Genomic DNA, 15,461 nt, shown 5'->3' on the forward strand with positions numbered 1-15,461 from the left:
ACAATGGCGTAGCAGCCGCTGTCAGCCTTACGGAAGATCGCACTTGAGTTTCGCGTCCACGTAATAAGGCTTGGGAACCTCCGGATTCGTGCTGGTCTTTTCGAACACCACCTCGAACGAATCCAGATCCGGCTTGCCCTGACGTCCCGTGCAGGCATCCTGCAATTTCTTCTTGACTGCCGCGATGCCAGCATCGCGATTGGCGCCGTCGGCGCTGTTGGTCAGATTGGCGACCTCGGCAAATGCCGGCGAACTCATGCCCAACAAGCCAGCAACAACCATAAGAGCGTGCAGCTTTTTCATACAATCTCCTTTGCGATGTCTTTAGATCTTCCGGAGGGCATGGACGCCAGTGGCGATCGAGGCTTGGCGAAACAGGGCGCCGCGAGCTGTCCAGCCCGGCGCAGCATAGGCCGGTCGAGTTAAGGCATCGTGCATACGCGCGTATGCGCCGTAGCGGATCGCTTCAACGTGTTCGCCAGCTGCAGATTCGATCACCTCTCAAACGCAAACGGCCCGGACAAGCCGGGCCGTTTGCGACGCGCAAGATCAGAACTCCTGCCAGTCGCTTGCATCGTGCGAGGCGCCTGCGGCCACCGCGCGCTTCGGTGCAGCCGCCGGGCGTACCGGGCTTTTGGCAGCGGCAACAGTTCGTCCAGCAATCACACTGAGCTTTGCAGCAACCGGTGTCGTCGAACGCGGGGTGCGCGTGCTGTCGTCGCTGATCTTGAACACGGACACTGCCTGCGTCAGCTGCACAGCCTGTTCCTCCATCGAGCGTGCGGCGGCGGTGGCTTCCTCCACCAATGCTGCGTTTTGCTGGGTGGTTTCATCCATCTGCGTCACGGTGGTGTTGACTTGTTCGATACCGGCCGACTGTTCCTGCGATGCCGCAGAAATCTCGCCCATGATGTCGGTCACGCGCTGCACGCTGGCAACGATTTCCGCCATCGTGGAGCCCGCCGTATGCACCAGCGTCGAGCCTTCGGCAACCCGCTCGACCGAATCGTCGATCAGACTCTTGATCTCCTTCGCCGCAGCAGTGGAACGCTGGGCGAGGGTGCGCACTTCCGAGGCCACCACCGCAAAGCCGCGGCCTTGTTCGCCGGCACGTGCGGCTTCCACCGCCGCGTTCAACGCGAGGATATTGGTCTGGAACGAGATACCGTCGATGACCGAGATGATGTCGGCAATCTTCTTGGACGAGGCCTCGATACCAGACATGGTGCCCACGACCTTGCTCACGATCTCGCCACCCTGCGACGCGACACTCGCCGCACCGATCGCCAACTGATTGGCTTGACGGGCGTGCTCGGCATTCTGGCGCACGGTGGAGGTCAGTTCTTCCATCGATGCGGCGGTTTCTTCCAAGTTGGCCGCTTGTTGCTCGGTACGCTGCGACAGATCCTGATTGCCGGCGGCGATTTCGCTGGCGGCCGAGTTGATGGATACGGCCGAGTGCTGGATGCGGCCGACAATCTCCGCAAGTTGCGCAGCAGTGGCATTGGCGTCGTCGCGCATCTGCGCAAACACGCCCTTGAACTCGCCACTCATGCGCGCGGTCAGGTCGCCTGCGGCGATGGATTGCAGCAGCGACGACAGCGATTGCAGGTTGCCATCGGCCGTGGCCATGAGCTGGTTGAGGCTATCGACCATCACATGGAAATCGTATTGGAAACGATCGGCGTCGCCGCGTGCGGTGAAGTCGCCATTGGCCGCAGATTGCGCCAGCTGTTTGATCTCGTGATTCATTGCAGACAGGTTGGCCTTCACCTCGTCCATGGTCTGCGTCAGCACCGCCTTCTCGCCGGGCAGGCGGTCCATGCTCTCGCTGAGGTCGCCGATGGCGTAGCGGCCCATGATGCGCGCCAGATTTGTCTGCACGGCCAGATGCGAGGCCACCAGCGTATTGGTGTCCTTGGCCATGCGGCCGTAGTCGCCGGGAAACGCCGTGGCATCGATACGGAAACTGACCTGGCCATCGTCATGACGCTTGGCCATGTCGCTCTGTGCAGTGAGCAAGGATTGCAGCTGCGTCTGCATGCCACGCATGGCACGCAGCAGGCGGCCGGTTTCATCCTTGGCGTCGCTTTCCACGTTGTTGTCCAGCTGCCCGTTGGCAATTGCCTCTGCAGCCTGCGTTGCACGTGCGAGCGGCTGGGTCAGGCTGCGGGTGATGAGCCAGGCAAGCAGGCTGCTGATCACCACCACGGCAACGCCACCGGAGATGATCAATAGCTTGCCGCGATTCATCGACGCCACTGCGTCGGCATAGGCTTGCTGGCTCTGACCTTCCTGACGCGTCACCAGCTCGCGGATTTTGTCCTGCCATGCAATCGTCGCCGGGCGCGCTTTTTCGCTGAGCAACGCCTGCGCCGGCGTATTGTCGTTTTGAGCAGCGAGCGCCATGACCTGGTCATTGATTTTTCCCGAGATGGCGCGTCGCGCATCCATCTCTGCACGAATCTTGCGGCCTTCCTCGGAGCTGGGCAATGTGTCCAGCTTTGCCCGCAACTCGTTGTAACGCTGACGTTGCGCCTTGATGGTGGAGAGCGCTTCGTTGTTGAGTTCATCGCTGGTGGCCATGGCATACGTGCCCAGCGCGATCAGGATCGATGAATTGGCATCCAGCATGCCGTTGCCGATCTGGATCTTGGCCATACGATCGAGCACGATGAAATCGAACTGTTGTCGTGCGTTGGCCATGGTGATCAAGCCCGTCGCCACCAGCAGGCTCGACAATAGAATCAAAATTCCAAAAGCGACGCCGAGACGGCGACCGACGTTATAGCGTTGCAAATAGGCAGTCATGCGAATCGTCCTGATGTCCAGTAAGTGGCACCGGCTAGCAGGCCGCGTGATGTTCGCGTGAGTGCCTCGGCAACGTGATAACGACGCGAAAATCGGAAACTTGAACCGCGCGCTCCAGGCTGCATTTAGCTTGCATTTTCGTTCACGTACGTCAGGAAAAAACCGACTGGCAGCGCAGTGATTATGTGCGTGAGACTGCTGATGCCACTGATTGGTTCGCCTCCAGCAGAGGCTTGTACGCAACAAGCGGGGTTTCCCACGCTTGTTGCGTCGCATGCGATCAAGCCCGCGCCGTCGCCTCGCGCACGAAGTCTTCATAGGTGCGTAGCGGGCGCCCCAGCATGGCCTGCAGTTTTTCTACCGTGCCGTCGGCTGCCTGCATGCCGAATCTCTGGATACCGGCCATCATCAGGCGCATGTCGTAGGCCAGCCAGGATGGGCCGTAGGCCGCCATCTGCGCTTCGAACGCGGCCACATCGTCGCCCGCGTAGGCGATCTCGCGCCCAAGCGCCGAACTCCAGACCTTCGCAGCGGAGCTGCCCGTGACGGCATGCGGGCCAACCAGTTCGAGCGTGACACGTGCGAGCGCGGCAGGTGCACGGTCGCGTCGCAGCAGCTCGACAGCCGCGATGTCTGCGATATCGCGCGCATCGATCATGGCCACACCCGCAGAGCCGATCGGCATCGGGTAGACACCGTAGTCCTGAATCGTCTGCTGGATCATCGCTTCGTTCTGCATGAAGTACGCAGGACGCAGAATCGTTGCAGGAATATCCAGGCTTTCGATCATGCGCTCCACCGTGTGCTTGCCGGTGAAGTGGGGCACGTTGGTGAACTTGTCGGCATGGATGACCGACAGGTACACGATGCGCTCGATGCCTGCCTCCTGCGCCAGATTCAGTGCGATCAGCGCCTGCGTCACTTCGTCGGGAGTGACCGCATTCAACAGGAACAGCGTGCGCGCCGACGACAACGCGGCACGCATCGATGCAACATCGGTGAGGTCTGCGACAACTTCAGTCACACCCGCCGGGAAAACGCGCTTGCCCGGTTGGCGAACCAACGCCTTCACCTCTGCGCCTGCATCGGCGAGGCCCTGGGTGATGAGAGAACCGATGGTGCCGGTGGCACCGGTGACGAGAATGCTCATGTGAATCTCCTGCTGTGGATGGAAGAGGCGTCAGTGCGACATCTCCGCCGCGATTGACGTTGCGGTGACCAGACGATATGCCGTTGCATCATCAATACGAAGACGCCAAGATGTGGACGCCTGGTTTCAAATCTGGAACACCATGGATCTGAATGCATTGATCGATTTCGCGCTGGTCGCAGCGAACCAGGGCCTGGGAAAGGCGAGCCGTGCGAGTGGCAGATCCAAGGCGACCTTGTCGCGTCGCATCGCCGATCTCGAGGAACAGTTGGGCGTGCGACTGGTCGAGCGCAGCGCCCGTGGCCTCAGGCTCACCGAAGCCGGGCAGTTGCTGATGGACCGCACCGAAGTGCCGTTGAGCGAGGTGGCCGAGGCCATGGCTGCCGCACGCGAAGGGCTCTCGACACCGCGCGGACGCTTGCGGGTGGCATCTCCCGTGCTGTTCTCGCAATTGGCGATGGGACGTATTGGCGCAGAGTTCTGCGCGGCCTATCCGGAGATCATGCTCGAGGTGGTGGCAGAAGACCGCACGGTCGATCTGGTGGAAGAGCAGTTCGATGTGGCCATCCGCATCAACCCAAGCCCGGACAGCAGCCTGGTCGGGCGGTGTTTTGCCAAGGATCGGCTGGTGGTCGTGGCTGCGCCCGGCATCGCCATGCCCACCAGCGGCGCGCTCACCTCAGTTCCCGCTGTGGTGATGTCGAGCTTCCAGCCGACCACATGGGCGCTCGATGACGGGCGCCTGATCCTGGAACCCATTCCACGGCTGCGGTTTTCCTCCTTCCTGATGGTCCGCGACGCGGCGATTGCAGGCGGTGGCGTGGCGCTGCTTCCGCAGTCGATTGCATGGAATCAGCTCGCACGCGGCGAACTGGTGCAGTGGGGCACGATCGCGGGAGTAGAGCCCGCGCTGTGGGTGTTGCACACCTCCAGGCGTCTGGCCGCACCCAAGGTGCGCGCCTTCGTGGACTTCATGTGCGACAGATACCCGGATGTGTCGCTGGTGTTGAAGGGGTAGGGCGCTGCGTCCCGCTTGTGCGAGCCAGGCTGCGCAGCGGCCAGCGCACCACGCTGTCATAAGTTCGGTAGAGCCGCCTCGCGCGCTCGGATGTTTATCGGGGTGAAGCAAGTCCTCCATTGCGCAGCCGAGACTACGACATGGGCGAGTACAACGCGCTGGCCTTGATCCGGCTCGGCGTGTCCGGATCACAAGATGTCGGACTCATCTGCACGATGCGTGGACGACGCGCCGGTCATCATGCGCGCCTGGTGGATAGAGGTGTTACATGGCGAAGCCGACGCTGTTTTTCCTGCACGCCCTCGGGTCCAGCAGTAACGAGTGGTCTGGTGTGATCCAGCGATTGGAGGCGCGCTTCGATTGTGTGGCGCTCGATATTCCAGGCTTCGGAGAGGCGCCGCCGCTGCAGCATGTCGACACCGCCGCACTGGTTGACTGGTTTGTCGACGAGGTGATTCGGCGGCAACCGACGTGCTGGTTTGCGATCGGACACAGCATGGGCGGAAAGATCGCCACCCTGGCGGCGGCGCAGGCACGCGATGGCATGGCCGGGCTTGCCGGCCTGGCCGGCGTGATCCTGGTCGCTGCGTCGCCGCCGGCACCAGAGCCGATGGATGAGTCACGCAGACAGACAATGTTGGCTTGGTTCGAAAAGGGCCATCCCACCCGGCAAGAGGCCGAGCAGTTCATCGACGATAACTGTGCGGTGACGTTGCCAGCGCCGATCAGGAACGCTGCGGTCGACGATGTGCTGCGCACCAGTGCAAAAGCGTGGATCGCCTGGCTTGCGCACGCCAGTCGTGAGGACTGCAGCGCGCAAGCCGGCTACATGCATGTGCCGGCGTTGATCATCGCCGGCAGTGAAGATGGCGACCTCGGCGAAGCCGCGCAGACAGCGCTGAACGCTCCGCATTATCACGATGCGCGCGTTGCCGTCGTGGCCGATGCCGCGCACTTGATTCCGTATGAACAACCGGAACACCTCGCGCAGCTGATCGCGGCGCATGTGGATCGCAGCGTGGACAAGTGCCTGCCCGATGACTTCGTCAGGTTGCTCAATGCAGACAGGGTCGCCCCGCGCATGCGCAAGCTGTTGCTCAGCCGGCATGCGGGCCCGCCCGCGACTGCGCAAGGCGTGCTGAGCCAACATCAACTGGAACTACTCACCGCAGTCGTCGCGCGTGTATTGGATGGGGCCGGCGATGCGCGCGAGATTGCACGGCGGATCGATATCCAGCTTGCCGAAGGTGCGGGGGATGGTTGGCGCCATGCAGCGTTGCCACCCGATCGGCTTGCAGTGCCGATGGGGCTCGACACGCTCGACGCGCTGAGCAATGGCTTCGCTGGATTACCCGCAGAGACTCAGGATCGTTGGCTGCGCGAGGTGTCGCAATCGACAGCCGGTAATCCCTCGGCGCACGGGCTGGATGCAGCGCAGCTGGCGCACTGGTTCGAAGACGTCCGCGCCGAAGCCGCGCGGATCTGGATCAGCCTTCCCGCCACGATGGCGGCAATGGGATACGACGGCTTCGCTGTTGGCGGTGCCGGTATCGACAGCGCGGGATATCAGCAGACCGCAGCCGATCGGCAGGAAGCCTGGCAGCTTCCTACCAAGGGTCTGCGATGAGCCCGGGCACCCACGACGCGGCAGTCGATGTGGTGGTGGTAGGCAGCGGGGCGGGCGGCGGCCCGCTGGCCGCACGGCTTGCACAAGGAGGTCTGTCGGTGGTGGTGCTGGAGGCGGGTGCAGCCTTTAGTCCTGCGTCCCATCTGCCCGATGAGTTGACCACCGGCATCTACTGGATGGAGGAGCGCCTGAGCGGCGGGCAGACGCCAACTGCATTTGGCGCCAACAATTCCGGTTCGGGACTGGGCGGTTCGACCCTGCATTGGGGCGCCTTCTGCCCGCGTCCGGACAAGCGCGATCTGAGCCTGTCGACGCACACCGGGCAGCACGGCATGGACTGGCCGATCGCGCATGAAGAATTGCTGTCCTATATCCGCCGCGTCGAGGAGTTCATCGGCGTGTCCGGGCCGGCGCACTATCCGTGGGACCCCGAGCGCAGCTACGCCTATCCGCCGGCGCAGCGCAATGCATCGGCCAACGCGATGGAGCGCGGTTGCCGCACGCTCGGCATCACCGCCACCGATGCGCCTGCCGCGTTGGTGACCAGGGCGCACGCGCAGCCGCACTACGGCATGCGCGCGGCCTGCAACAACTGCGGCGCCTGTCATCAAGGTTGCAGCAACGGCGCCAAGGTGAGCGTCGATACCACCTGGCTGCCGCTGGCGCGCGCGCACGGTGCCCAATTGCGACCCGGTTGCCGGGTCATCGATATCGAGCGCGATGCGCGTGGCATGGTCAGCGCGGTGGTCTACCAGCAGGACGGACGCGAACTGCGCCAGCGTTGCGCAAGCTTGTTCCTGTGCGCAGGCGGCGTGGAAACACCGCGCTTGCTGCTCAATCTGGGGCTGGCCAACTCCAGCGGCCAGGTGGGGCGCAATTTCATGGCGCATGTAGCCACCCAGGTGTGGGGGGAGTTCGATGCGGACATGCGCATGAACCGTGGCTACCCGTCGTCGCTGATTTCCGAGGACATGCTGCGTCCGCCCAATGCCGATTTCATCGGCGGCTATCTAGTGCAAAGCCTGGGCGTGCAGCCGATCACCCTGGCCAACACCCTGGCGCGTGGCGCAGGCCTGTGGGGGAGGGAACTCGTGGCGACCATGACGCGCTACAACCGCCTGGCAGGCATCGGCATCAATGGCGAATGCCTGCCGCAGGACGCCAACCGGCTGAGCCTGTCCGACGAGCGCGATGCATTCGGCCAGCGCAAGGCGCGCATCGACTTCAGCTACGGGCCCAACGAACGCGCGATCGATGCTCACGCGCGCGCATCGCTGCACGCAACCTGGGAGGCGGCCGGTGCCCAACGCATTTTTGCTGCCGCCCGCTCTGCACACACGCTGGGCACCTGCCGCATGGGCACGGATCCGGAGCAGGCCGTGGTGGACCCGGACGGCCGCGCATTCGATATCGCCAACCTCTACATCTGCGACAACTCGATTTTTCCAAGTGCACTGGCAGCCAATCCCGCGCTGACGCAGATGGCACTTGGCCTGCGCACGGCGGAGCGATTTCTCGCCCGCTAGTTGCGCGCATACCACCACCTCTCTCTACCACCAGGAGTTCAGCATGGATCTCGGAGTCAACAATCGGATCGCCCTCATCAGTGGCGGCGACTCGGGAATGGGCAAAGAAACCGCGCGGCAGCTGCTCGAAGCCGGCGTGCGCGTGGCAATCACCGATCTTCCGGACGGCACGCTCGATCAGGCAGTGGCGGAGTTGTCGGGCCTGGGACAGATCATCGCCATCGAGGGCGATGTCACTCGCGAGCAGGACGTCACCGCCATCTGGACACAGGTGCGCGAACAACTGGGTGACCCCGACATCTACATCAACGCAGCGGGCGTCACTGGTGCAACCGGCGACTTCCTGGAGGTCAGCGACGCAGGCTGGCTCGAAACGCTGGACATCAACCTGATGGGCGCAGTGCGCATGTGCCGCCAGGCCATTCCCGCGATGCGCCGCAAGCAATGGGGCCGGATCGTGTTGTTCGCATCGGAAGACGCCGTGCAGCCCTACGTGGACGAGCTGGCCTACTGCGCATCGAAGGCAGGAATCCTGAGCCTGGCCAAGGGCCTGTCCAAGGCCTACGGCCCGGACAACGTGCTGGTCAATACGGTGTCGCCCGCCTTCATCGCAACTCCCATGACCGACAAGATGATGCAAAAACGCGCAAGCGAAAACGGAACCACGTTCGAGCAGGCGATCGAATCTTTCCTGGACGAAGAACGTCCCGGCATGGTGCTCAAACGACGCGGCCGCCCGGAAGAAGTGGCCTCGGCCGTTGCCTTCCTGTGCTCCGAGCGCGCCAGCTTCATCAACGGCGCCGGGATCCGGGTGGATTCGGGTTCGGTCTTTACCATCGCGGGTTGAGGCATTTGTTGGCTGCGTTGATGCAGACAGAGCTCGCAAATGCACCAGCGGAAGCATCTGCTTGATCGCAGATTGCATTCTGCGATCAAGCAACTTGAAGGCTGTCTTTAGTGGGTCGAGTGACGCTTAAGCGTGTGAGGCTTTGCCAAGAAGTATGTTTGAATTTTGAGTTTGGGCGTCAATCGCATATCCAGACTTCAAGATTACGCATATGCAGGGGAGGAAGCATGGTTAGTCCGGCATGACTAGGGATGTTTATTGGGGGTGGGGAAGGGCAGCTCAATACCGAAAGCTGATATCGATCGTACATCGGCGCGTTTAAGTCGGGGACTGCAGGAGTTAAGGTGGTGTCAAATTGTGTTGAGAATGACGCCTTGTTGTAGACTGCTGACTTGGCTGCTATCCGAACCAAAATAAGAATACATCGAATGAGTTTTGACATCGACATGGAGAGCGGATATGGCGATGCGAACTGGATATACGTCGGCGGCGATATCAACAACATTTGCCAGTCGAAGGTTGGAGAAACAGCTCGAAATTTGATCGATCGCCATAGGTCCGTGCAGAATCCGGGGTTTTTCATCTACGCCGCCTTCCAGATCTTTCGCGGCAGCGTCCATGAGATCGAAGTAAGTCTACTCAATCATCTTAAGTGGGGCCTTGGATTCCAGCCGCTACCGCACTTTAGTACAAGCGGCACCAGTGAGTGCTTTGAAGTAGACCCATGTTATATGGCTTGCTTGGTTGAGGATTTCATTGGAAGATACTTCAGCTCCTGCGTGACCTATGAGACCACTCTCCTCGGGGCATGAGCCGCTACCAATGTGATAGCGACATTGTTCGATACTTTGAGAATCACGGCCAATCGCACCGCCAGCTCCCCAAGCCGGAACCACGCACCTTAGGGAGAGAGAACTACTTTACTGGCAACCAAGAGACCTACGAGGTGGACTTGGGTGGGGGTCACTATGTTGACGTAGCAACCGGTTTTCAAATGCACAGAGACGATGGCGAATGACGCCACGTCTTCCCCGTGATGACTTGTGTCGTCTGAAAGGTGCCCTCGACAAGCTCCTAGAGACGGCAACTGCGCAGAATCTGCGAAGGATGGCGGCGTGGCTGATGCCAAAAGGACCTGAGGTGGAAATCGCTGTGTTGTTCTAAGGCATGTTGGCGCTTACGCTGCCGCATTTGCTTCATCCCGGATCTAACGATCCTGGTTCCGGCTGTGCGGTAAAGCGGCGCTTCGGCTCCAGAGCGGAGCTTTGCAGTGGAATAGGCCGAAAAAGCGAATCGGGTGTCGCCGGAACGGGATAAGGGAGGACTTATCGGGGAGGGACGGCAGCTTCGGACCCGAAGCGGTCATTGGTCCAGCGGCAAAGCCCTTAGAGCTGATTGATCCATGGTTTATGCGCACGCATGCTTAAGACGTGATCGCAGCGCGGGAGGTTCTTGGTTAACGCCTCGATCTAGGGACGCCCTGAAAAAGTCGTATAAAAATTAGAAACCAGATTCATCAATTAGTTACTGGGAGAAGAGGGAGGAATTCGGACTTGTTCAGAGGATCTCTAGGAACGAAGGCGCCCTATTGAACCGTCGGACTCATCTAATCTTCCGGATCGCAGTCGGCCCATTTTTGTAGACCCGGAGCGAGTACTCGAAGAACGGCATCCATATGCGCTCAATTAAGTCTCTATCAAACATGTTTGTATGGCTCAGAAGATCGACCTTCACTTGCTGAAGCCGTTCGTGCTGCTGTCGGAACCCTGCGGCGCCGGCTCTTCCGTACAGTCCGAATTCGGGAATCTTGCTCACCCAGAAGTCGTTAGGTGAGTACGTATTCTGGACCGCTGCCACCCTTCCACCATCAAAATGACTTTGCCAATCGAAGTCGGTACCCACGATAGAGCCGGCAAAGACAATGCCGCAGAAGCGCTCATCCAAGTCACCCATCGAAGCCAGGTAGCGCGCGAACAAATAGCTCCCAAGTGAGTGTCCGAAGATGCAGACCGGGCCGTCATGAACCTTCCTTACCTCATTGAGCCAGACCCTAAATTCTTCCACCAACGCTTTTCGACGCCACGGATTTGCCAGCGTGGTTAACCATTCCCGGCCATACACGAATGGTGCGAATCCCCAGCCAGAACTGGTCGCCATCAACGAAAAGTACTGCAGCCACGAGGCTCGCGTGTTGATGCCGTGGATCGGAATTATCAATCCCTTGCTTCGGTGAACATGGATTTGGACCCGGCCCTCATAGCTGTCGCGCACCTGCTCGTAGAGGATTGGCGCGGAAGAAGGCACCTGCAGAGAGGATTGATTGGGGTGTAGCTTGATCTGGACGGGATCGGCCTTCTGTCCGGACTTCGACTTTCCTAGCAGGTACAAGAACGCACGCGTTAGCTCGACCTGATCCTCTGCCAGGAGCTGGATGTCGAGACGAACCTCCTTGATGAACATCGACTCACTGCATTTGCGAATGCTGGCCGAGTCCTTGAAGAATACCAAGAGATCGATATCTTCCGGGTCCTTCTTCTCGGTTACGAATGATCCGCCGACCACTATCGAAGTGGCGCCGGCACTCTCTGCCCATTCACATATTCGCTCAAAAGGCTCTGCAAATGACCATCGCGAATCAAAATCGTTGCCTTTTAGGCAGAACTCATCCATAAACTCCTGCTGCGTCATCTGCCGAATGTCGTTGACCGGCATTTCCAGTGCCTTTTCCACATCCTCTCCTTTCGTGGTTGGAACCCGTGTCGGTTCGCGGGCTCCCTATATTCCATTTCAGCTTAGGGGGGTAAAGGGCAGCTAACAAGAGCCGCGTTGGCGGATCCAGCGGACAAGGCATCCCATGAGTGGCGGCGTCATGGCCCGAAGGCTTCAAGCTCCGGAGCCTAGTCTGCTGCGCATTGCGATCGTCCTGCCTGTGTCAGCGTTAGTATTGCGTCGCCTGAACTAGGCCCGATGTCCGTTTCTGGCCGTAAGCGGACATTGGTCCGAAGGGCAAGGCAGCGGCTAACTATCAGGATTAGGGAGCGTTATCGAGGGTAAGATAGGCTATTTCCGGGCTCGAGGGGCTTACCATCACTTGCTGGACAACACCGAAGCGAAATTGCTCGGCTATTCCCCGGAAAGGCTCTCGCCCCAATGATTGCCCGCAAGATCGACGATCAAGCCGGGAGCACTCGCATCTCTACTCGGGCGCCCAGCCATCGCGGTGATGCGCGTCTGGAATGAAATGGATAGCGGGCAAGTGACGTAATAAGCAGTGCCGCTCCCCGGATCGGCTCCCACCAGCCGACTATACGTCGAAACAAAGAGCTGCGGTTTGCCGCCATTCTGGAAGGTCTGCCAAACATCGCTCGGATTGTCCGTCTGTCCCAATGCATGAACCTGCAAGTTAGCGAGGGACATCGCCGGATGGCTTGAGGCAAGCGCCTTTAAGAGTCTTTGCGTCGCCACTGCTGAGTCGGTTACTACGATGCTCTTGAGGAAAATGCCGGAACCCACCCGAACGGCGAAATCTTCAAGTATCTGCCGTGCGTATGCCGCCACTGTGGCATCACTGGCATCCACGAGGCGCACACGATCGGTACTGGCCCCGTCCCGTAGTTCGATAGCCACAGGGCGCATGTGGCCGTCGGATACCGCTTGCTGAAATCTGTACTCGGCGATTAATGGCACCCAGGCCGTATCAGTTCGTCGCTCATGGTGATTGCCGAAGGCGATGAAGATACCGTGTGGAAATATGCGTAGCCAGGCCTGTGCGGCCGATTCCACGGAACGCAACGATAATCCAACAACCAGACACATATGGGGTATCGTTGTTTCCAGCATGGAAATCGACTGCTGTGTGGCCACAACTAACCTCGGACGGTTATCTAGCAGCAGTTGATGCAATTCCTTTCTAGAGTCTGCACGCACCACGTCCAGTGTTGCATCTTCACTCTGTGCCTGCCTGATCGAATAGATCAATCGCTCTGCCACGTCCAGTCGGTCCACAATTACGATCTGCGGAATTGAACCGAGTTCGTCCGATTCACGACAACGCGCCAAATATCCGATCAAGGACGATGTGACACCGGACCCCGTTGGCTGCTGAATTAACCCGGCGATGCCACCCGTAGATCGTTTCCGCAGCGTGGCTTCGAGGGCCGCTTCGATCAGCTCGAGGTGGTAGGCATGCAAGCGATTGCGGTAGTAAGAGGACAGAGAGCTAAGTTGCTTTGTGAGAGATTGCAGTTCAGTGTCGCTGATGCCGGTGGGCTGACCTTCGACTAGGCGCTGCTTGATCAGTTCCGCCTCCGCGGTTACCCGTGACGCCAACGTCTGTAGTCGGGCTTCGGGTGGGACAACACGCATACGTTCGTCAAGGCTGCTGTCGGCAGCGACTGTTGCATGGAGGACGGTAAGAACTTCGTCGAGCGTCTTCTTGATGTCGAGAAACTGCCCCAGGAATTCAGTTTCGGGCGAGGCGGGCTGTATCTGAGCGAGTGCTAGGTCTACATCCTCGCCCAGCAAGGCTTCCGCATCCACATCAAATAGCAGCGTGACGATCCATAACGCAGCGCGTCGTGCACCTTCAATGGCGTATAGCGCCGGTACGGTGCCATTGCCACCGTGGTACAAATCATTGCGCAGGCTGTGGTAGTAGATCATCTCGTCGCGCTGGACTGGCATCGAAGTAGCCTTCGAATTTGCAAAGCGCTCGATGAATTCAAGTTTAGTGTGGAAGTTTCGCTTCCAATGCGTCACGTCTTCCTGCCGGTAGCTAATCCCGCCTCGCTGGGCAGGGTTTAGATCCAGGTATGTCACCACCGCCATCTCGATGGCGTTGTCGAAGCTGATAAGCGCTATGCGTCGATCAAAGTCGCGCGAGCCTTGGCGATGTTCCTCCCCGTGGCGGAGTAGGTCGAAGGGGCCGTGGACCCAAGGTTTGATTGCCAATGTGAGCGTCCCTCAGGCGGAACTTCTGGCCCTATGGTATGAAGGCAAAGCATTGTTGACAATGTGTCGCGCCTGGAAGTGATAGATCCTCATGCGAAACCCCGTCCTAACCGCATACAAATTAGTTTTTGGTGTTCTGGCCGAGGATGCCACATCAAGCGATATCTTCTGTTTATCGGGTAGGGAAGGGCTCTTTCCGATCCGAGGCGGACATCAATACACGTACCTCAAGCGACCCGCTCGCTCAGAGACAGAATCTGGACTATGTTGGCCTTGGGATCAGCTTTGGCGCGGTTTCGCTCACCGGAGAGCTACCCAAGCCGCTGGGCATCGCGTACGGCTAAATGCGCGAGCCGATGGCAAGCTCGATCGCCTTGGTCGAAAGGATGGGCCTCTCCTCGGTCGCGGACTGGGCGTTCGCGGTGATGTTGCTGGAAGCTATTTGCCCCCTTGGTCCTAAAACTCGCTACGCGCTGGATCGCTTGGCTGAGGCTGGCGAAGCTGAGGGTATCTGCGCGGCACTAAGACCTAGCTGGCTCTGGATCGACCGAGACATCGAGTACCCGTTCGTGCTGGGCATTGTTGCCCCACATTGCCGTGCGCGGTGGCCGAGCGCTTCCTTGGAAGCACTCCAGCGACGACTCCCCGCGTCGGTGAACTAGTTAACTCGCTCCGCGTGCAGACCAGTGGAATGACCGGCCTCCGGATGCGGTATCGTTTGTCTTGAAATAAGACTGGGCTAACCGAGTAATGTCTGAAACGATAGCGTCAAAAGTCCAAGGTAAGCCCGCGCTGGGCGAGGTCCAACGCATCATCGAGGACTTCGATGCAATCTACCCGCCACAAGACGTGGGCGCCGCCTTGGAGGCCATCGGCATCGCGACGCACGGTAAAGGCCTTTCGCAGTGGTCAGACCTTGTCCACAAGCGCTTGGGTACCTTGAGCGCTCCCGACCAGTACGGGGTGCGGGAGCATCTGCGCGACCTTACAACCGAAGTCGTATATTCGCACGCGCTATTTGATCGACCGCTCGAGCCGGTATTGAAAACCTTGGGGGCGGCCAGCTCGATTTCCGCGCCGCCCGATACTGGCAAGACCGCGGCGCAGATCGACTGGACAGCCTTGATCCAAGCCGCGCGCGTGCAGTCGCTGTTGACCCAGCGGTACGCTGACAACTTTGACGTGCACTACCCGCGCGAGTTCGCGGTTGCGCGCGCCGCGCGACGCCTAGCTGACCGCGGTTACCCGGTGGAGCAGGAGCGCACGCAACTTCGCCGCGCGCAGCAACCTAACGATCCGTTGATCGCGCGCTTAGAGGAATTGATCGGCGAGCTAGGGAAGGTCTGAATAACGCGGCCTGAGAGCGCGGAATGTCGCGTCGTTGCGGAGAGTCGCGTTTGGATCTTCGGAGTTTGGCCATTTCTGGCGCTTTCCGTGGGAAATCCCCGGGTTACAGGCGCACGCTCCCCATGGCAGGCAGTAACTGCTTTCGCTTCATCCACAGATTGGAGAGCGCAAACAAGGTCAGCACG

At 59.9% G+C, this 15,461-nt stretch carries 11 protein-coding genes; 6 read left to right on the top strand and 5 right to left on the bottom strand.

From position 1 onward, the window contains the following. Window positions 1-27: 27 nt before the first annotated feature. From FFY45_RS14445 to FFY45_RS14455, 3 genes are all read right to left on the bottom strand, one after another. Window positions 28-303 (bottom strand): hypothetical protein, encoded by a 276-nt coding sequence (locus tag FFY45_RS14445; protein ID WP_168957629.1) that lies wholly within the window; start codon window positions 301-303, stop codon window positions 28-30. A 246-nt stretch (window positions 304-549) separates the two neighbouring features. Further along, window positions 550-2,811: a methyl-accepting chemotaxis protein gene (locus FFY45_RS14450; RefSeq protein WP_176340952.1), complete on the bottom strand. Its 2,262-nt coding sequence runs from the start codon at window positions 2,809-2,811 to the stop codon at window positions 550-552. Between the two features lie 280 nt (window positions 2,812-3,091). Beyond that, the gene (locus tag FFY45_RS14455) at window positions 3,092-3,961 is read right to left on the bottom strand and encodes an NmrA/HSCARG family protein (RefSeq protein WP_176340953.1); all 870 of its coding nucleotides are present in this window, start codon (window positions 3,959-3,961) and stop codon (window positions 3,092-3,094) included. A gap of 142 nt (window positions 3,962-4,103) precedes the next feature. Here FFY45_RS14455 and FFY45_RS14460 point away from each other — a divergent pair, with 142 nt between their 5' ends. The 5 genes from FFY45_RS14460 (at window position 4,104) to FFY45_RS21975 (ending at window position 9,791) form a co-directional block, all read left to right on the top strand. Further along, window positions 4,104-4,979, top strand: coding sequence for a LysR family transcriptional regulator (locus FFY45_RS14460; RefSeq protein ID WP_176340954.1), 876 nt, complete (start codon window positions 4,104-4,106; stop codon window positions 4,977-4,979). Between the two features lie 268 nt (window positions 4,980-5,247). Continuing rightward, window positions 5,248-6,606, top strand: a complete 1,359-nt coding sequence (locus tag FFY45_RS14465) for an alpha/beta hydrolase (protein WP_176340955.1) — start codon at window positions 5,248-5,250, stop codon at window positions 6,604-6,606. Further along, entirely contained in the window at window positions 6,603-8,132 is a 1,530-nt protein-coding gene (locus FFY45_RS14470) for a GMC family oxidoreductase (protein ID WP_176340956.1), read from the top strand. The genes FFY45_RS14465 and FFY45_RS14470 overlap by 4 nt, the downstream gene beginning before the upstream one ends. Window positions 8,133-8,175: 43 nt before the next feature. Continuing rightward, window positions 8,176-8,979, top strand: a complete 804-nt coding sequence (locus FFY45_RS14475) for an SDR family NAD(P)-dependent oxidoreductase (protein ID WP_176340957.1) — start codon at window positions 8,176-8,178, stop codon at window positions 8,977-8,979. 428 nt (window positions 8,980-9,407) lie between these two features. Continuing rightward, on the top strand, window positions 9,408-9,791 hold the full coding sequence (locus FFY45_RS21975) for a hypothetical protein (protein WP_217902584.1): 384 nt from the start codon (window positions 9,408-9,410) through the stop codon (window positions 9,789-9,791). 790 nt (window positions 9,792-10,581) lie between these two features. Here the strand turns inward: FFY45_RS21975 and FFY45_RS14485 are convergent. Together FFY45_RS14485 and FFY45_RS14490 are read right to left on the bottom strand one after the other, a co-directional pair. Then, window positions 10,582-11,709 carry a DUF6932 family protein gene (locus FFY45_RS14485; RefSeq protein WP_176340958.1) on the bottom strand — a complete coding sequence of 376 codons (1,128 nt, stop codon included), beginning with the start codon at window positions 11,707-11,709 and terminating at the stop codon, window positions 10,582-10,584. Window positions 11,710-12,102: 393 nt separating this feature from the next. Beyond that, window positions 12,103-13,929, bottom strand: a complete 1,827-nt coding sequence (locus FFY45_RS14490; protein ID WP_176340959.1) for an HsdR family type I site-specific deoxyribonuclease — start codon at window positions 13,927-13,929, stop codon at window positions 12,103-12,105. 750 nt (window positions 13,930-14,679) lie between these two features. Here FFY45_RS14490 and FFY45_RS14495 point away from each other — a divergent pair. After that, the gene (locus FFY45_RS14495; RefSeq protein WP_176340960.1) at window positions 14,680-15,276 is read left to right on the top strand and encodes a hypothetical protein; all 597 of its coding nucleotides are present in this window, start codon (window positions 14,680-14,682) and stop codon (window positions 15,274-15,276) included. The last annotated feature ends 185 nt before the right edge of the window (window positions 15,277-15,461 follow it).

This window comes from Xanthomonas hortorum, from assembly GCF_011305375.1.
GTDB lineage: Bacteria > Pseudomonadota > Gammaproteobacteria > Xanthomonadales > Xanthomonadaceae > Xanthomonas > Xanthomonas hortorum_E.

Excerpts from the sequence above, each read along its gene's own strand:
- FFY45_RS14445 (WP_168957629.1), bottom strand. The coding sequence starts at position 303 with ATGAAAAAGCTGCACGCTCTTATGGTTGTTGCTGGCTTGTTGGGCATG.
- FFY45_RS14450 (WP_176340952.1), bottom strand. The coding sequence starts at position 2,811 with ATGACTGCCTATTTGCAACGCTATAACGTCGGTCGCCGTCTCGGCGTC.
- FFY45_RS14455 (WP_176340953.1), bottom strand. The coding sequence starts at position 3,961 with ATGAGCATTCTCGTCACCGGTGCCACCGGCACCATCGGTTCTCTCATC.
- FFY45_RS14460 (WP_176340954.1), top strand. The coding sequence starts at position 4,104 with ATGGATCTGAATGCATTGATCGATTTCGCGCTGGTCGCAGCGAACCAG.
- FFY45_RS14465 (WP_176340955.1), top strand. The coding sequence starts at position 5,248 with ATGGCGAAGCCGACGCTGTTTTTCCTGCACGCCCTCGGGTCCAGCAGT.
- FFY45_RS14470 (WP_176340956.1), top strand. The coding sequence starts at position 6,603 with ATGAGCCCGGGCACCCACGACGCGGCAGTCGATGTGGTGGTGGTAGGC.
- FFY45_RS14475 (WP_176340957.1), top strand. The coding sequence starts at position 8,176 with ATGGATCTCGGAGTCAACAATCGGATCGCCCTCATCAGTGGCGGCGAC.
- FFY45_RS21975 (WP_217902584.1), top strand. The coding sequence starts at position 9,408 with ATGAGTTTTGACATCGACATGGAGAGCGGATATGGCGATGCGAACTGG.
- FFY45_RS14495 (WP_176340960.1), top strand. The coding sequence starts at position 14,680 with ATGTCTGAAACGATAGCGTCAAAAGTCCAAGGTAAGCCCGCGCTGGGC.